The organism is Acidovorax radicis (assembly GCF_020510705.1).
GTDB lineage: Bacteria > Pseudomonadota > Gammaproteobacteria > Burkholderiales > Burkholderiaceae_C > Acidovorax > Acidovorax radicis_A.
The window spans coordinates 1,937,817-1,955,778 of sequence record NZ_CP075184.1 but is presented as its reverse complement, the minus strand read 5'-3'; the positions used below and the strand labels follow the sequence as shown (position 1 = coordinate 1,955,778).

At 60.0% G+C, this 17,962-nt stretch carries 14 protein-coding genes; 3 read left to right on the top strand and 11 right to left on the bottom strand.

Annotation, left to right across the window (positions count from 1 at the left end):
* Positions 1-10: 10 nt before the first annotated feature.
* Genes KI609_RS08930 through KI609_RS08920 form a run of 3 tightly spaced genes read right to left on the bottom strand, consistent with a single transcriptional unit; the run spans position 11 to position 2,714 of the window.
* Positions 11-1,102, bottom strand: a complete 1,092-nt coding sequence (locus KI609_RS08930) for a glycosyltransferase family 4 protein (protein WP_226449202.1) — start codon at positions 1,100-1,102, stop codon at positions 11-13.
* Positions 1,099-1,929 carry a UDP-2,3-diacylglucosamine diphosphatase gene (locus KI609_RS08925; RefSeq protein WP_413463423.1) on the bottom strand — a complete coding sequence of 277 codons (831 nt, stop codon included), beginning with the start codon at positions 1,927-1,929 and terminating at the stop codon, positions 1,099-1,101. Before KI609_RS08925 ends, KI609_RS08930 begins: the two co-directional genes overlap by 4 nt.
* 44 nt (positions 1,930-1,973) lie before the next feature.
* On the bottom strand, positions 1,974-2,714 hold the full coding sequence (locus tag KI609_RS08920) for a GNAT family N-acetyltransferase (RefSeq protein ID WP_226450281.1): 741 nt from the start codon (positions 2,712-2,714) through the stop codon (positions 1,974-1,976).
* Between the two features lie 491 nt (positions 2,715-3,205).
* Here KI609_RS08920 and KI609_RS08915 point away from each other — a divergent pair, with 491 nt between their 5' ends.
* The gene (locus KI609_RS08915; protein WP_226449198.1) at positions 3,206-5,431 is read left to right on the top strand and encodes a bifunctional diguanylate cyclase/phosphodiesterase; all 2,226 of its coding nucleotides are present in this window, start codon (positions 3,206-3,208) and stop codon (positions 5,429-5,431) included.
* 154 nt (positions 5,432-5,585) lie between these two features.
* Here the strand turns inward: KI609_RS08915 and glmM are convergent, their stop codons facing one another.
* From glmM to KI609_RS08895, 4 genes are all read right to left on the bottom strand, one after another.
* Positions 5,586-6,920 carry a phosphoglucosamine mutase gene (gene glmM / locus KI609_RS08910; RefSeq protein ID WP_226449196.1) on the bottom strand — a complete coding sequence of 445 codons (1,335 nt, stop codon included), beginning with the start codon at positions 6,918-6,920 and terminating at the stop codon, positions 5,586-5,588.
* Positions 6,921-7,022: 102 nt separating this feature from the next.
* The gene (folP, locus tag KI609_RS08905; protein WP_226449194.1) at positions 7,023-7,853 is read right to left on the bottom strand and encodes a dihydropteroate synthase; all 831 of its coding nucleotides are present in this window, start codon (positions 7,851-7,853) and stop codon (positions 7,023-7,025) included.
* Between the two features lie 180 nt (positions 7,854-8,033).
* Complete coding sequence (gene ftsH / locus KI609_RS08900; protein ID WP_226449191.1) at positions 8,034-9,956, bottom strand: ATP-dependent zinc metalloprotease FtsH; 1,923 nt, start codon at positions 9,954-9,956, stop codon at positions 8,034-8,036.
* Between the two features lie 175 nt (positions 9,957-10,131).
* Positions 10,132-10,794: an RlmE family RNA methyltransferase gene (locus tag KI609_RS08895; RefSeq protein WP_226449189.1), complete on the bottom strand. Its 663-nt coding sequence runs from the start codon at positions 10,792-10,794 to the stop codon at positions 10,132-10,134.
* Between the two features lie 33 nt (positions 10,795-10,827).
* On the opposite strand from KI609_RS08895, the gene KI609_RS08890 reads away from it, so the two are divergent.
* Together KI609_RS08890 and KI609_RS08885 are read left to right on the top strand one after the other, a co-directional pair.
* Positions 10,828-11,301 carry a YhbY family RNA-binding protein gene (locus KI609_RS08890; protein ID WP_226449188.1) on the top strand — a complete coding sequence of 158 codons (474 nt, stop codon included), beginning with the start codon at positions 10,828-10,830 and terminating at the stop codon, positions 11,299-11,301.
* Positions 11,301-12,065 (top strand): glycosyltransferase, encoded by a 765-nt coding sequence (locus KI609_RS08885; RefSeq protein WP_226449187.1) that lies wholly within the window; start codon positions 11,301-11,303, stop codon positions 12,063-12,065. Before KI609_RS08890 ends, KI609_RS08885 begins: the two co-directional genes overlap by 1 nt.
* Before the next feature lie 126 nt (positions 12,066-12,191).
* Here the strand turns inward: KI609_RS08885 and KI609_RS08880 are convergent, their stop codons facing one another.
* From KI609_RS08880 to carA, 4 genes are all read right to left on the bottom strand, one after another.
* Positions 12,192-12,641, bottom strand: a complete 450-nt coding sequence (locus KI609_RS08880) for a DUF4149 domain-containing protein (RefSeq protein WP_226449186.1) — start codon at positions 12,639-12,641, stop codon at positions 12,192-12,194.
* 14 nt (positions 12,642-12,655) lie between these two features.
* Positions 12,656-13,132 (bottom strand): transcription elongation factor GreA, encoded by a 477-nt coding sequence (gene greA / locus KI609_RS08875; RefSeq protein WP_226449185.1) that lies wholly within the window; start codon positions 13,130-13,132, stop codon positions 12,656-12,658.
* 175 nt (positions 13,133-13,307) lie between these two features.
* The gene (gene carB, locus KI609_RS08870; RefSeq protein ID WP_226449184.1) at positions 13,308-16,574 is read right to left on the bottom strand and encodes a carbamoyl-phosphate synthase large subunit; all 3,267 of its coding nucleotides are present in this window, start codon (positions 16,572-16,574) and stop codon (positions 13,308-13,310) included.
* On the bottom strand, positions 16,574-17,737 hold the full coding sequence (gene carA / locus KI609_RS08865) for a glutamine-hydrolyzing carbamoyl-phosphate synthase small subunit (protein ID WP_226449183.1): 1,164 nt from the start codon (positions 17,735-17,737) through the stop codon (positions 16,574-16,576). Before carA ends, carB begins: the two co-directional genes overlap by 1 nt.
* Between the last annotated feature and the right edge of the window lie 225 nt (positions 17,738-17,962).

Sequence of the window (17,962 nt, the reverse complement as noted above, 5' to 3'; positions counted from 1 at the left end):
TCCCGAGTATTCAACTATCCAATGACAGTGATGTGACATTTTTATGACCAATACGCCAACCGCCATGCCCCTCGGAGCGGGCCGGAACCAGGTGCTGCTGAAACACCTGCGCCGCCTGAGCCCAGGTGAAGTCCAATGCACGGGCTCGCGCTTCGTGCCGGGGAACGGCCAAAGCCTGCTGGCAGGCCGTGAGCAAATTGTCATGCAACACCCCTCCCCTGGCTGCTTGCCCCTCATGGGCGCCCAATACCTCGGTGGGGCCGTCAACCGGGAATGCCGCCACCGGCGTCCCGCATGCCATGGCCTCTAGCATCACGAGGCCGAAGGTTTCTGAGCGGCTGGGGAACACGAAGACGTCGGCCGCCGCATACACCTTAGCCAGGGCGGCGCGGTCCAGAATTCCGAGCCAACGCACCTGCGGGTACTTGGATTGAAGCCGCGCCCCCAGCGGCCCCACGCCACAAACCACCTTGGTGCCGGGCATATCCAGCTGCAAAAAGGCCTCTATGTTCTTTTCATAAGAGACACGCCCGACATACAAGGCCACCGGATGGGCCAAGGCACCGATATGGGTGCTTTTCGCCACCTCACCGTGGAACGAGAAAGCCTGGGTATCAACGCCATGCGTCCACGGGCGCAGATGGCGAAAGCCCCGCCGCTCCAGCATCTGCAACACGCCCTGCGTAGGCACCAGGACGCCCGACGACGGCCGATGAAAATGCCGGAACAGCGCATAGCCCCAGCCCAGCGGAATCCGCAAAGCGGCATGGAGGATTTCCGGAAAGCGGGTATGAAACGCGGTCGTGAACGCCAACCCATGGCGCAGGCAATACCGGCGCCCCGCCCAGCCGATAGGCCCCTCGGTCGCGAGATGAATGGCATCGGGCTGCAAGGCATCGAGCATCTTTGCAACCCCCTTGCCCGGGCGCACGGCCAGGTCAATGCCGGTATAGCCCGGGCACGGACGGGTTACAAACTGCCCCGGGTGCAGCACCTGCACCTCGTGCCCGGCCGCCTCCAGTTGCTGAACCAGCTCCCGCAAGGTGGTGACCACACCATTCACCTGGGGCAGCCAGGCGTCTGTGAGCAAAGCAATTTTCATACGGTGGTGACGTCCGCTGTGGGGAGGGTGGCGTGCGTGGGGGCCATGAAGGGCCAGCGGATCAGCTCCAGGCGGCCATCCAGGTGCTCTACCAGCGCGGCGTGGCTCTCCACCCAGTCGCCGTCGTTGCAATACAGGATGCCGTCGATCAGCCGCATTTCGGCACGGTGGATATGGCCGCAGACCACCCCGTCGTGGCCACGGCGGCGCGCCTCGGCGGCCACGGCTACCTCGAAATCGGTGACATAGTTCAGCGCTTTCTTCACCTTACCCTTGAGGTAGGCAGATAGAGACCAGTACGGCATGCCCATCCGGGCGCGCAGGGTATTGAGGTGGCGGTTGAGCCTGAGCGTGAACTCATACAGGTTGTCGCCCAGGTACGCGAGCCATTTGGCGCATTGAATGACACCATCAAAATGGTCCCCATGCGTGACCCAGAGGCTGCGGCCATCGGCCGTGGTATGCACCGCATCCGCCACCACCTCGATGCCGCCAAAGGAATGCCCGATGAAGGCGCGGGCAAACTCGTCGTGGTTGCCCGGCACAAACACCACACGGCAGCCCTTGCGCGCACTGCGCAACAGTTTTTGCACCACATCGTTGTGTGCCTGCGGCCAAAACCACTTGCGGCGCAGTTGCCAGCCATCGACGATGTCGCCCACCAGGTACAGATGCTCGCTGGGATGGTGCTTGAGAAAATCCAGCAAGGCGGCGGCCTGGCACCCCGGGGTGCCCAGGTGCAGATCCGAAACAAAAACCGCGCGGTAGCGCGGCAGGGCCACAGCCTGCGCTTGCGCCACAGCGTCCCCGGAACCCTCGGCGCGCATCGCCTCGGACATCCAGGGGCTAAACGCATCGAAGGCGGTGCGCATCAGGCCCCCAGGAAATGCTTGCGATACCGAGGATGCAAGTCTGCAAGCCGCATGAGCATGGGCAAATCTGCCGTGTTGAAATCCGGGTCCCACGCCGGTGCGCCCAGCACCCGAGCGCCCAGACGCAAGTAGCCCTTGATCAAAGCCGGAGGCTCCACGGTCATGGAACCATCGAGTTGCTCCACCGGTAATGGCAGCCGTGGAAGCACGTGGTATTCAATAGGCGCAAGGTGTGTCTTGCGCACCTGTTGCCAGATGCTGGCAGCGGTGTCTCCACTGACAATGCCGTTGCACAGCATGGGGATGCTGGCGCAGCCAATCATGGTGTCAAGCTGATTGCGCACCATGAAGCCCCCCAGGGCACTCCACAAAGCCATGATCACACCACCGTGGCGATGATCCGGATGCACACAACTGCGCCCGAGCTCAACCATGCGCGGACGCAAGGAACGCAGTCGCGTCAGATCAAACTCGGTGTCGCTATAGGTGCCGCCCACCCGCTTGGCCTGTGCCGGCGTTAACACACGGTAAGTACCAATGACTTGCCGGCTCTCCGCGTCACGCACCAGCAGGTGCTCACAATAATCGTCAAAAAGATCGGCATCGTGGCCGGGTATGGGAGTCGTCAATCGAGCGCCCATCTCGTTCACAAAAACCGCAAACCTCAATCGCTGCGCTTCACGCACTTCGTCCAGATGCCGAGCCCAGGTGACCTCAATCACGCCTCGTCCTTGCTCCATGCTCTCGGGGCCTTGGACGGCACCTTGAGCGACGCCTGCGCGTACCAGGATGCCTTCGGAATGGTGATCGCCAGAGGATGGCAATGCCAAGTTACGCGGCTCATTCATGGTGCAACTTCTCCTGGTGTGAGGTCGGGTTCGGCTGGAGTGCCAGTCACTGGACGTAATTCATTTCGCTGACAGGAGTGTTGAATCGGCGCATGACGCCGTCGTGTCGAAAACATGTCGAATAGATGACGCCACGCGTGCCCAGCAAGCGTCCGATCGATAGGATGCCTACCGAATGCCCACAGAGGCCGCTACGGCCAATCTGAACACGCGAGATGCGCGGGTCCGCCTTCCCGCATGCCCGGCAGCCGCTGCAAACCGGCGTGGGCCGCAGGGGGCCACGGTGTGGACGCCCGTGCCGCAACGCTGGTCAGCCTCTTCGCACTGCTACACTTTGGTACAACTCACCGAGGCCGTCTGGCCATTACGCCGCACTGGTCTCTATGTACCCGCTGTCTAGCGCTCCGGATTTGGAACGTCCGCGATCCTCACCCGAATCCGCACTTCAACGCGCCCTGCGTGAACAGCAAACCCTGCTAGAGAGCGCAGGCGTGGGGATTGTTTTTCTGCGGCAGCGCAGCGTCGTGCGCTGCAACCAGCGATACGCAGAAATCTTTGGCTACCCCGATGCCGATCAATTGATCGGAACCAATACGGAGACCTTCTACCCCAGCCGCAGCGCATTTCGGGAGCTGGGCCGAATAGCGTATCCAGTGCTGCGCCAGGGACAGTCTTTTCGCACTGAGCGCCTCTTGTGCCGCCGTGATGGCGCACTGTTCTGGGGCCACCTGACCGGGCGGCTTATCAATCCGCGCGACACCGCCGAAGGATCGATCTGGACCGTGGATGACATTGACGAGCAAAAGCGTGCTCACGCGGCGCTCAGCGTTGCAGAGCATGAAAAGCAGTTGCTGTTTGACTGCGCGATGGTCGGCATCGCTTTTTTGCGTGACCGCCAGTTAACACGCTGCAATAGCCACTTTGAGCAAATGCTCGGTTATGTGCCCGGCGAACTGACGGGCTGCTCGTCGCGCCGCTGGTATGCCAGCGATGCAGCCTGGGAGGAAGCAGGTCGTCGTTGCTACCCACCGCTGACGATGGGCCATGCCTACGAGGGTGAAGTCGAACTGCGCCACAAGGATGGCAGCGCCGTCATTTGTGATGTGCGTAGCAAATCCATCAACCCGACGGACCCCTCGCAGGGCTCGGTATGGATCACGCTGAACATCACCGACCGCAAGCAGGCGCAGGCTGCGCTCTCGCGCGTCCATGAGGAGCTGGAGCAACGGGTGCACGACCGCACCCAGGAATTGCGTGAAACGGTGGCCAACCTGCACCGAGAGATCCATGATCGCCGAGCAGATCAGGAGCGCATTTATTGGCTGGCCCATTACGACGCTCTCACCGGCCTGCCCAATCGCACGCTGCTGGCGGAACGTGCGAACGAGGCCATACGACTGGCCCAGACAAACAACACGCCTTTGGCAGTGATTTTCCTGGACCTGGATCATTTCAAACATGTGAATGACTCGCTGGGCCACAGCGTCGGTGACGCACTGCTCGTAGAGATTGCGCGGCGACTGCGCGCCGTTGTGCGCGACAAGGACACCGTCTCACGACTGGGCGGCGACGAATTCATTTTGCTTTTGCCAGGAGCAAATGCACATGGCGCTGCACGGGTGGCAGGCAAGCTGCAGGAGGCGTCACGCCAGCACTATCAGATCGATCACCATGAGCTGACCATGGCGCCATCCATGGGGGTGGCACTGTTTCCACAGGATGGCACGGACTTTGAAACGCTGACCCAGTCTGCCGACGTCGCGATGTACCGCGCAAAACTTGATGGCCGCAACACCTTTCGGTTTTTCACGCCCCAAATGCAAGCCGAATCGGTGCGTGCGTTGCAACTGGAGAATGCACTGCGTCGCGCGCTGGAGCGCAATCAGTTCCACCTGCTCTACCAACCCCAGGTGCACCTTGCCACCAACACGGTGCAAAGTGCTGAAGTGCTGCTGCGATGGCAGCACCCGCAGTTGGGAGCCATCTCTCCGGCGGAATTCATTCCCATTGCCGAAGACAGCGGGCAGATTCTGCAGATTGGAGAATGGGTTCTGCGCACGGCACTGACACAACTGAAGGCCTGGCGAGATGGGGAATTCAAAGGGCTCACCATGGCGGTGAACCTCTCGGCCATTCAGTTTCGCCAGCCCCGATTGCCGGAGCTGGTCAGCCAAATACTGGCAGCGCTTGATCTACCGCCCGTTTCGCTGGAACTTGAACTGACTGAGGGTGTTGCCGTTGACGACCCACATACGGCCGTGGCCACCATGGACCAACTGCACGCGCGGGGTGTTCGCATGGCGATAGACGACTTTGGTACCGGCTATTCCTCGCTGAGTCAGCTCAAGCGGTTTCAGATCTTCAAGCTCAAGATTGACCAATCGTTCGTGCGTGATTTGGGCAAGGACAGCAATGACCGCGCCATCGTGAGCGCCATCATTCGCATGGCGCAGACGCTGGGCATTCGCACCACCGCGGAGGGCGTGGAAACACCATCCCAACTCGCGTTCCTGCGCGAGCAGGGGTGTGATGAAGCGCAGGGCTATCACTTCAGCAAGCCGTTGCCAGCGACCGAGTTTGAAACATTCTTGCGCCAGCACCTCGGTTGACCGCAATGCCTCAGCAGGCAGGCGAACTGGCAGCACGGTGACTGACCGAGAGCCGGGCGCCCAGCCGGCGCCGAGCCACTGGCGCCGATATGAGCGCGCAGCCCAAGGCATCCATGCTCAGAGCCCTGTGTAGCCAGCCCTCGGAATCAAGAAATCATCCGGCGCGCGCCGCGTCAGCCAGCCGTTGGGCACACGAACTGGCCAGTTGTGCATCGCGCGCTTCCACCATCACACGCAGCAAAGGCTCGGTACCGCTGGCCCGAATCAGCACCCGCCCAGAAGCCCCCAACTGTTGTTCGACGGCCTGTGTCGTCTGCGCAAGCAGTGTGTTCGACTTCCAGTCCTGGCCCGGCGCCAATCGAACATTGAGCAGCACCTGTGGATACAAGGTGATATCGGCCAGCAACTGAGACAGCGTGCTGTCGCTGCGCACGCAGGCTTGCAACACCTGAAGGGCGCTCACCAGCCCATCCCCCGTCGTGTGGCGGTCGAGTGCCAGCAAATGCCCCGAGCCCTCACCACCGAGCACCCAGTGGTGACGTTCCAGCTCTTCAAGCACATAGCGATCACCAACCTTGGCGCGTACAAATTTCACACCACGCGCCTGCAACGCCACTTCCACCGCCATGTTCGTCATCAGTGTGCCAACAACACCCGGCACATGTTCATCCCGACTCATCCGGTCTGACGCCATGAGGTACAAAAGCTCGTCACCGTTGTACAGCCGCCCCGTGGCATCCACAATCTGCAAGCGGTCGGCATCGCCATCGAGGGCAATGCCGTAGTCCGCGTGATTGGCACGCACAGTGCGCACAAGGGCATCGGGGTGCGTCGCACCCACTTCATGGTTGATGTTGAGTCCATCCGGGGCGCAGCCAATCGACAGCACCTCGGCACCCAGCTCATGAAAAACTTTGGGCGCCACCTGATACGCGGCACCGTGGGCTGCATCCACCACAATCTTCAGCCCTTTGAGGGTCAGGTCATGAGGAAAGGTGCTTTTGCAAAACTCAATGTATCGTCCAGCCGCATCCTCAAGCCGCCGCGCCTTGCCCAGGCTGGCAGAGTCCGCCCACACAGGCGCCTCACGCAACTCGGCTTCCACCGCCTGCTCCCACGCATCCGAAAGTTTCGTGCCCTGCGCGCTGAAAAACTTGATCCCGTTGTCAGGGTAAGGGTTGTGGCTCGCACTGATCACAACACCCAGGCTCGCGCGCTGGGCGCGGGTCAGATACGCGACACCAGGCGTGGGCAAAGGCCCCAGAAGCACTACGTCCACCCCCGCAGAGTTGAAACCGGACTCCAGTGCACTTTCGAGCATGTAGCCAGAAATACGCGTGTCCTTGCCAATCAGCACCGTGGGGCGCTCTTCAGTCTGACGGAGCACACGACCCACTGCATGGGCCAGCCGCAATACGAAATCTGGTGTGATCGGTGGTTGCCCCACCGTGCCACGGATACCGTCCGTTCCAAAGTATTGCCGTGTCATGTGATGAGATCTCCTCGAATGGACATTTTTTTGATGGTGGATTGTGACTGGCTGACGATCAAACCACTTCATGGGGTTCACCCACCGGCAGATCTTGATGTGTCAGCTACCGGCTTGCGCGGCGCTCCACACTGCCAATGCAGCCACCGTTTCGCGGACGTCGTGCACTCGAACCACTGACGCGCCCCGTTCTACGGCCAACATGGCGGCGGCCACACTGGGCACCATGCGGTGCTCCACGTCGAGGCCTGTCACGGCACCCAATGATGACTTGCGCGACCACCCCACCAGCAGTGGGTAGCCCCCAGCCAACAGCATCGATTGATTTGCGAGCAATGAAAAATTCTGCGGTACCGTTTTTCCAAAGCCAACTCCGGGGTCAAGAACAATACGATTCTTTTCGACCCCTAGCGCTTGTATAGAAAGCGCTGAATGCTCTAAAAATGAGAGCACCTGCGGCCCTATATCGCCATTCATGAGAGCTGTCTGCATGGTCAGCGGCTCACCATGCATGTGCATCAGGCACACGCCACAACGCGGGTGCCCTGCTACCACTGCGGCGGCCCCTGGTTGCCGCAATGCCCAGATGTCATTGACGATATCGGCGCCCAGATCCAATACCGCTTGCATGACTTCGGGTTTGTAAGTGTCCACCGAAATAGGGACGCCCAGTGAAACGGCATCGCGCACCAGTGGGACTACGCGGGCTAGCTCCTCATCAAGCGGCACCGGAGGGCTGCCAGGCCGCGTGGACTCGCCTCCGACATCCAGGATATGAGCCCCCTCTTTGAGGAGCTGCTCGCAGTGCCTCAAGGCCCCAGCCAGCGAACCATGACGCCCGCCGTCAGAAAAAGAATCTGGCGTGACGTTCACAATGCCCATAACGCGGGGCGACCCCAGGTCGATCGAGAAGCGGGACGTTTGCCAGATCATGAAGCTGTCGAGATGAAGAGATGGGGGACCACTGGCAGCACCATCGATAAAAAAGAAATGAAATTGGCAGGCGTGAAAAACGGGGCACAAGGCCCCGTTGTAACGGCTGGGTGATGGCTAGGTGGTGCGGAGGTTGCGTAATGGCCGATGAAGCATGTGCATCAATCGACCTGTTTACCCTCAAGCCACCGTGGGGGCCACATCCGTGGCCACAGCGGGGGTACCACCGCTGGAATTGTCGCCACCCGACGAGGGCGGCGTGCGAGGAACCCAGTCCTTCGGAGGGCGCGGCGCCTTGCCAGCCATGATGTCGTCAAGCTGCTCGGAATCAATGGTCTCCCATTCGAGCAAGGCCTTGGCCATCGCATGCATTTTGTCGCTGTTTTCTTCGATCAAACGGCGGGCGAGGTCATATTGCTCATCGATGATGCGCCGCACCTCTCCATCGACCTTCTCCATCGTCTGTTCGCTCATGTTCGTCGTTTTGGTGACAGAACGGCCCAGGAAAACCTCACCCTCGTTTTCCGCATACACCATGGGACCCAGCGCCGCAGTCATGCCATAGCGGGTAACCATGTCACGCGCTATGTGTGTGGCTCGTTCAAAGTCATTGCTAGCGCCTGTGGTCATCTGATTCATGAACACTTCTTCCGCAATGCGGCCGCCAAACAGCATGCTGATCTGGTTGAGCATGTACTCGCGATCGTAGCTGTATCGATCTTGCGCAGGCAGGCTCATCGTCACACCGAGAGCTCGGCCACGGGGAATGATGGTGACCTTGTGAACAGGGTCACACTTGGGCAGAAGCTTGCCAATCAGCGCATGGCCAGACTCGTGGTATGCCGTGTTGCGGCGTTCTTCTTCGGGCATGACCATGCTTTTGCGCTCTGGGCCCATGAGGATCTTGTCTTTGGCTTTTTCGAAGTCCTGCATATCGACCATGCGGGCGTTACGGCGCGCAGCCATCAGTGCGGCTTCATTGCAGAGATTGGCCAGGTCAGCACCCGACATACCAGGCGTGCCGCGTGCGATGATGGCCGGAGCCACATCCTGACCGACCGGAATCTTGCGCATGTGGACGTTGAGAATCTGCTCACGGCCGCGGATGTCGGGCAGCGTTACGTACACCTGGCGGTCGAAACGACCAGGGCGCAGCAAAGCCGCATCCAGAATGTCCGGGCGGTTGGTAGCTGCCACCACGATCACACCCAGGTTGGTTTCGAAGCCGTCCATCTCGACCAGCATCTGGTTCAAGGTTTGTTCGCGTTCGTCATTGCCACCGCCCAGGCCTGCACCACGCTGACGGCCCACAGCGTCGATTTCGTCAATGAAGATGATGCAAGGTGCATTCTTCTTGGCGTTCTCGAACATGTCGCGCACACGTGCCGCGCCCACGCCAACAAACATTTCTACAAAGTCAGAACCCGAGATGCTGAAAAACGGCACCTTGGCTTCGCCCGCAATGGATTTGGCCAGCAGGGTCTTGCCGGTACCTGGAGGGCCCACCAGCAGCAGGCCACGGGGGATACGGCCACCCAGCTTTTGGAATTTCTGTGGATCTTTCAAAAAATCCACCACTTCCTTGACTTCTTCCTTGGCTTCGTCGCAGCCGGCAACGTCGGCAAAAGTGACCTGGTTGGTGTTCTCATCGAGCATGCGAGCCTTGCTCTTGCCAAAGCTGAAGGCACCACCTTTGCCACCGCCTTGCATCTGGCGCATGAAATAAACCCACACCCCGATCAGCAAAAGCATGGGGCCCCAGCTGACCAGCAAGGTCATGAGCAGAGAACCTTCTTCACGGGGTTTGACGTCAAACTTCACATTGTGATTGAGAAGGTCACCCACAAGACCGCGATCCAGCACCGACGCGTTCGTGCGGATCTTGCGATCATCCGTGGTGGTGGCAACAATTTCACCGCCACTCAGTCCCTCTGGAATCGTGGCGCTTTTGATGCGGTTGTTGCGCACTTCATCAAGAAATTCGGAATATCCGACATGCCCAGCGCTGGCACCGCTACGGGTGTCGAACTGTTTGAACACAGTGAACAACACCATGGCGATGACAAGCCAAACGGCAATTTTTGAAAACCACTGATTGTTCAAGCGGAGCTCCAGTTGCGGAAAACAGAAAACGGACACACTGCCGTCATGGCACCCATATGCGCTCTATTTTAGGTCTTTCAAGCCACGGGGCCACGCTTATTCCCCCATACGCCCCTTGAATCAGCACGGACTTCAGGGCAACAAATCACAGATTTGGCCCTCGAATTGCGCTGGATCAAGCAGTCTTTTTTAGCCCCATGCCCACTAGAAACGTTTCCGACGACTTGTCACGAGAAGCCTTGGGCTTGATGGGCTTGACGATCTTGAATGTCTGCTTGAAAAGCGTCACCAAATCACTGTAGCCACTGCCATGAAACAACTTGACGACCAGTGCCCCGTCCGGTTTAAGGTGCGTGGCCGCAAAATCCACCGCCAATTCCACAAGATGCGCAATACGAGCCGTATCCGCAGACTCGATGCCCGACAAATTGGGCGCCATGTCGGACACCACCACATCCACCACACGCCCAGCAAGGGCCTGCTTCAGACGATCCAGCACATCGGCCTCTCTAAAATCGCCGTTCAAATACATCACACCTTCGATGGGTTCCATGGGCAGAACATCCAATGCGATGATGGTTCCATTGAGCTGTCCTGCAGCCGCCCCAGTCGGTGACATGCGTCGCCGCAGATACTGGCTCCATGCTCCCGGTGTGGACCCAAGATCCACTACGGTATAGCCCGGCTTGATCAACCCCAGTTGCTCGTCAATCTCCTTGAGTTTGTAAGCTGCACGGGCGCGATAACCCTCCTTGTGGGCTAATTTGACGTAGGTGTCATTGACGTGGTCGTTCAACCACGCTTTATTGACCTTCTTGCTTTGCGTTTTGACTTTCATTACTTTTTTCTTCCTGCCTCGATAATACGGCCCATGCCCCAAATTCAACTGACTCCCGCAGAGCGCCGGGAACAACGCGCCAATGCCCATCACCTGGACCCTGTGGTTCTGATCGGTGGCGACGGTCTCACTCCTGCCGTCCAAAAGGAAATTGACGCCGCGCTGAACGCCCACGGGCTGATCAAAGTACGCGTCTTCAATGACGACCGTGCTGCGCGCGAGCTGATGTACCAGCAAATCACGGCAGAGCTCAACGCAGCCCCCATCCAACACATTGGCAAGCTGCTGGTGCTGTGGCGCCCTCAACCCCTCAAAGAGCGCACTATCGACGAAGACCGCATGCCAGGCCCTCGCGATGTCAAGGTGCTCAAGTACAGCAAACGTGGCGGCCAGCGCCCTGAAATCAAGCAACTGCGCGTGCTCGGCAACCAGCGCCTCACGTCAGGCGGGCAGATCAAGCGCGCCAAACCCAAACAAAAATCCATCAAGAAGCGCCAGGCAGACTGATGGGCTCCACGGCAGAAAAATCTTCTCCTGCTGTGGCGAGCACCCGGCACATCCTCTGCATGAAATGGGGCTCGAAATACGGCCCCGAGTATGTCAATCGTCTCTACGCGATGGTGCGTCGCCATTTGAGTGGCGACTTCAACTTTGTCTGCCTGACCGATGACCGCTCGGGCATCCGCAGTGAGGTGCAGTGCTTTCCAATCCCGGCACTGGACCTGCCTGCGAATATTCCGGAAAGAGGCTGGACCAAACTGGCCACTTTCAGCGCGGATCTGTATGGCCTGCGTGGCACGGCCCTGTTTCTTGATGTGGATGTGGTGGTTACCGGCCCGCTGGATGACTTTTTCACACAGCCGGGCGACTTCCTGATCATCCACGACTACAAACGACCTTGGCGCATCACGGGCAATTCATCGGTGTATCGCTTCGAACTCGGTGCACATCCCGATGTGCTGGACTACTTTCGCAATCACTTTGACGAGATTCGCAGCCGCTTTCGCAACGAACAGGCCTACCTCTCTGACTTTCTGCACCAACAAGGCAAGCTGGCGTACTGGCCTGCGCCATGGTGCCCCAGTTTCAAGTACCACGGCATTCCTTCCTGGCCCACCAATTATTGGCGAGCGCCCTTTGTGCCGGCGGGTGCACGGATCGTGATTTTCCACGGGGAATGCAACCCACCCGACGCACTGGCCGGCCGGCGCAACCGACGTTTTCGCTATATCCGTCCCGCTCAATGGGTGGCGGAACATTGGCACGAATAACGCGCACCCAAACCCAAGCCTAGGTTGATGAGCCTCTGGATAGGGGCGATAGGGGCACTGGCATGGTCAGCCCCAACCTACCCACCCTATGCAAGGCGGCCACGCCGGGTGCATACAGGCTCAGGGTTAGTCACTCCGTGAAAGCTCCTGCAGCGGCACATTGGCGGAGCCCTGTGCCAAGGTGTGCCACAACACCCACAGCGCGCAGCACCACTGCAATGCATACATGGCCGTGCCCACGCCGTGCCATAAACGCAGGTCCTGGCGGGCCACGATGCGGGGGGCCACGCCAAACTGATTCAACAATGCCAGCAGCATGCCACCCACTATAAAAAGCATAGCTGCTTGCGCCCATTGGTATTGCACTACAGCGCCTTTTGGCCTTGAAACCAGTAGCAGTACAACACAACACACTACGGCAACCCAAGTCTGCGCCGCAAACAGTTTTGCGGCCATCGCACCAGCCATGGCTGGCGACGGCAGGTTGGCAAAAAGCATGGGGACAGCAAGAAAGCCTATGGTGGTCAGGCTCCCCCACCACAAGGCAGCAACCAGGGCAGGAAAACGAGCACGCATGCCTTGTGGGGTGTTTACTGGTAGCTGACGGCTACCACGTCGTATCGACGGATGCCACCGGGCGCCTGCACCTCGGCGGTGTCACCCTCTTCTTTGCCAATCAGCGCACGCGCGATGGGGCTGGAGATATTGATCAGCCCCTGTTTCAGATCAGCTTCGTCTTCGCCCACGATTTGGTACCGAACCACATCGCCGGACTCTTCGTCTTCGAGTTCGACCGTCGCGCCAAAAACGACCTTACCGCCACCATCCACGCCACTGGGGTCGATGACCTGCGCCACCGACAATTTGCCCTCGATCTCCTGAATACGGCCTTCAATAAAGCCCTGGCGATCTTTGGCTGCCTCGTAATCGGCGTTCTCGCTCAGGTCACCCTGCGCCCGCGCCTCGGCAATGGCAGTGATCACGGAGGGACGCTCCACGGTCTTGAGTCGATGAAGCTCTTCCTTGAGCTTTTCGGCGCCGCGCTTGGTAATCGGAATGGTGGCCATGTTGTTGAGTCTCCACAAGTCAAAACGGTGAAAGTGCAAAGCACTTCCACCGGTCGTTTGCCACATCACACGCCGGCTGGGGCTGCGTGCGTGGCCAGTCTATAAAAGGAAACCGCCGCACGTTGCCGCGCGGCGGTGTCTGTTCAGGAGCTGATTATGCCGGTTTTACCGGCGCTCAGGCCACCAGTTGGGCGTGAAGTTCCTGCACCGAATACACATCCAGTTTATCGATGTACTTCATGCCTTCAACAGCCGCTTCCGCACCAAAAATGGTGGTGAAAGTGGTGACACGGGCAAGCAATGACGATGTGCGAATCGCCCGCGAATCGGCAATCGCATTGCGGCGCTCTTCCACCGTATTGATCACCATCACGATCTCGTTGTTCTTGATCATGTCGACGATGTGCGGACGGCCTTCGGTCACCTTGTTCACCACCGCAACTGGCACACCCGCATCGGCAATAGCAGCCGCCGTGCCCTTGGTCGCCACCAGGTCAAAACCCAACGCCACCAGCTGACGAGCGATATCCACCGCGCGGGGCTTGTCGCTGTTTTTCACGGTGAGGAACACACGGCCGGATGTAGGCAGCTTGGTGCCCGCGCCCAATTGGCTCTTCACGAACGCTTCGCCGAAAGTCTTGCCCACGCCCATCACTTCGCCGGTGGATTTCATCTCAGGACCAAGAATCGTGTCCACGCCCGGGAACTTGACGAACGGGAATACGGCTTCCTTCACGCTGAAGTACGGGGGCGTCACCTCCTTGGTGATGCCTTGCGAGGCCAGGGTCTGGCCAGCCATGCAGCGCGCTGCCACCTTGGCCAGCTGGATGCCGGTGGCCTTGCTCACGAACGGCACCGTGCGCGAGGCGCGTGGGTTTACTTCAAGTACGTAGATCACGTCCTTGCCGTCGACTTCCTGGATGGCGAACTGCACATTCATCAGGCCGACCACGCTCAAGCCATTGGCCATGGCTGCGGTCTGGCGTTTGATCTCGTCAATGGTGGGCTGCGATAGGTAGTACGGGGGCAATGAGCAGGCCGAGTCGCCGCTGTGCACGCCAGCCTGCTCGATGTGCTCCATCACGCCACCAATGAAAGTGACGCCTGAAGAATCACGCACGCAGTCCACGTCGCACTCGATCGCATTGGAGAGGAAACGGTCCAGCAGCACGGGCGAATCGTTGCTCACCTTGACGGCTTCGCGCATGTAGCGCTCCAGGTCGCGCTGCTCGTGCACGATTTCCATTGCACGGCCGCCCAGCACGTAGCTGGGGCGCACCACCAGGGGGTAGCCCAGAGCGGCGGCCTTTTCCAGGGCCTCGGGCTCAGTGCGGGCCGTGGCGTTGGGTGGCTGGCGCAGGCCCAACTCACCCAGCAGCTTCTGGAAGCGCTCGCGGTCTTCGGCCGCATCGATCATGTCGGGGCTGGTGCCGATGATGGGCACGCCTTCGGCCTCGAGGCCCAGGGCGAGCTTCAGGGGTGTCTGGCCGCCGTACTGCACGATCACGCCGACCGGTTTTTCCTTGTCTACGATCTCCAGCACGTCTTCGAGCGTGACGGGTTCGAAGTACAGGCGGTCGGAGGTGTCGTAGTCGGTGGAAACCGTCTCGGGGTTGCAGTTGACCATGATGGTCTCGTAGCCGTCCTCGCGCATGGCGAGGGCCGCATGCACACAGCAGTAGTCAAACTCGATGCCCTGCCCGATGCGGTTAGGGCCACCGCCCAGCACCATGATCTTCTTGTTGCTGGTGGGCTCCGACTCGCATTCCGCGACGCCGCCGTGCGTGGCAGCCTCGTACGTGGAGTACAGATAGGCCGTGTTGGTGGCGAACTCGGCAGCGCAGGTGTCCACGCGCTTGTACACCGGGCGCACGTTCAGCGCGCGGCGTGCGTCGCGCACCGCCTTTTCGGAGGTCTTGAGCAGCTTGGCCAGACGGCGGTCGGAGAAACCTTTTTGCTTGAGCGTGAGCAGCGTGCCCGCGTCGAGCGCCGCGAGGGCACCCTCGCCCTTTTCGGCCACCAGCTTGTCGATGTCGAGCTCGATCTTCACGATCTGCTCGATCTGCACCAGGAACCACTTGTCGATCTTGGTGAGGTCGAAGACTTCGTCGACCGACAGGCCCATGGCGAAGGCATCACCCACGTACCAGATGCGCTCGGGGCCGGGCTCGCCCAGTTCCTTTTCGAGCACTTCGCGGTCCTGGGTCTTTTCGTTCATACCATCCACGCCCACTTCCAGGCCGCGCAGGGCTTTCTGGAAGGACTCCTGAAAGGTGCGACCCATGGCCATGACCTCACCCACCGACTTCATCTGCGTGGTCAGGCGGCTATCGGCCGTGGGGAATTTTTCGAACGCAAAGCGCGGGATCTTGGTGACCACGTAGTCGATGGACGGCTCAAACGAGGCGGGCGTGACGCCGCCCGTGATCTCGTTGCGCAGCTCGTCGAGCGTGTAGCCCACGGCCAGCTTGGCGGCGACCTTGGCGATGGGGAAACCCGTGGCCTTGGAGGCCAGCGCCGAGGAGCGCGACACACGCGGATTCATCTCGATCACGACCATGCGGCCGTCCTGGGGATTGATCGAAAACTGTACGTTGGAGCCGCCCGTGTCCACACCGATCTCGCGCAGCACCGCCAGCGAGGCGTTGCGCATGATCTGGTATTCCTTGTCGGTCAGCGTCTGCGCGGGGGCCACGGTGATCGAGTCACCGGTGTGCACGCCCATCGGGTCCAGGTTCTCGATGGAGCAGATGATGATGCAGTTGTCCGCCTTGTCGCGGACCACTTCCATCTCGTACTCTTTCCAGCCGAGCAGCGACTCTTCGATCAGCAGCTCGTTGGTGGGTGAGGCTTCCAGGCCGCGCTTGCAGATGGTTTCGAACTCTTCAGGGTTGTAAGCGATACCGCCACCCGTGCCGCCCAGCGTGAAGCTGGGGCGGATCACCGTAGGGAAGCCCACGCTCTTTTGCACAGCCCAGGCTTCGTCCATGCTGTGGGCGATCCCTGAGCGCGCGGAACCCAGACCGATCTTGGTCATGGCGTCCTTGAACTTCAGGCGGTCTTCTGCCTTGTCGATGGCCTCTGGTGTGGCGCCGATGAGCTCAACCTTGTACTTGTCCAGCACGCCGTTGTGCCAGAGGTCCAGCGCGCAATTGAGCGCGGTCTGGCCACCCATGGTGGGCAGGATCGCGTCGGGGCGCTCCTTGGCGATGATCTTCTCGACCGTCTGCCAGGTGATGGGCTCGATGTAGGTAACGTCGGCCGTGGCCGGGTCGGTCATGATCGTGGCAGGGTTGCTGTTGATCAGGATGACCTTGTAGCCCTCTTCGCGCAGGGCCTTGCAGGCCTGCACGCCGGAATAGTCGAACTCGCAGGCCTGGCCGATGATGATCGGGCCGGCGCCGATGATGAGGATCGATTTGAGGTCGGTGCGCTTTGGCATTACTTCTTCTCCATCAGCGCGGTGAAGCGGTCAAACAGGTAGGCGATGTCGTGTGGTCCGGGCGATGCTTCAGGGTGCCCCTGGAAGCAGAACGCAGGCTTGTCGGTGCGTTCCAGCCCTTGCAGCGTGCCGTCAAACAGGCTGATATGCGTGGGGCGCAGCGTGGCGGGCAGCGATGCCATCTCTACGGCGAAACCGTGGTTCTGGCTGGTGATGCTGACACGGCCGTTGTCCAGGTCCTTGACCGGATGGTTGGCGCCGTGGTGGCTGTTGTCCATCTTGAAGGTCTTGGCGCCGGATGCCAGAGCCATGATCTGATGGCCCAGACAAATACCGAAGGTCGGCACACCGGCTTCAATGATCTGTTGCACCGCCGTGACGGCGTAGTCGCAAGGTTCCGGGTCGCCCGGACCGTTGGACAGGAACACGCCGTCGGGCTTCATGGCAAGCACTTCCGATGCAGGAGTCTGGGCGGGCACCACCGTAAGCTTGCAACCGCGTTCTGCAAGCATGCGAAGGATGTTCAACTTCACGCCGAAGTCATAAGCCACCACGTGAAAACGCGGCGCCTGCTGGGTGCCATACCCCGAGCCCAATTTCCACTCGGTCTGCGTCCACTCGTAGCGCGATGCCGTGCTCACCACTTTGGCCAGATCAAGGCCGGCCATGTTGGGCGCCGCCTTGGCCTTGGCGATGGCCTCATCGATGAGCGTCTGCGTGACCGCCTGCCCTTCGGCCAGGCCCACAATGGCACCATTCTGGGCACCCTTGGTGCGCAGCAGGCGAGTCAGCTTGCGGGTGTCAATATTGGCGATGGCCACGGTTTTCTCGCGAATCAGATACCGCGAGAGCGTTTCCGTCATGCGGAAGTTGCTGGCCACAAGGGGCAGGTCTTTGATGATCAGGCCTGCAGCATGGACTTTGCCGGCTTCGATGTCTTCCGCATTGACGCCATAGTTGCCGATGTGCGGATACGTCAACGTGACGATCTGCTGGCAATAGCTGGGGTCGGTGAGGATTTCCTGGTAGCCAGTGATAGCGGTGTTGAACACCACTTCGCCGACCGTGGTGCCGGTGGCACCAATCGAATTGCCGATAAAGACCGTGCCGTCTGCGAGCGCCAGGATGGCGGGCGGGAATGTTCCCTGTAGAGACAAAAGCACTGGGTTCTCCGGATGGTTACGGTCGCCCGGCGCCTGCAGTCCACTCGCAAGCGAGTGCCAGTGGCTGCTCTCAGATAGATTGTTGCTTTGGGTGCGGTCGGGCGACGCTGTTGCGAGAAAAGCCCCCGATTATACCCATCCCCACCTCGGCCCTATGCGGCATGCATCGCATACCCCTGCAGCGAAAGCAAGTGATTTTCAAGCCGAAACCCTGAGATGGAAGAG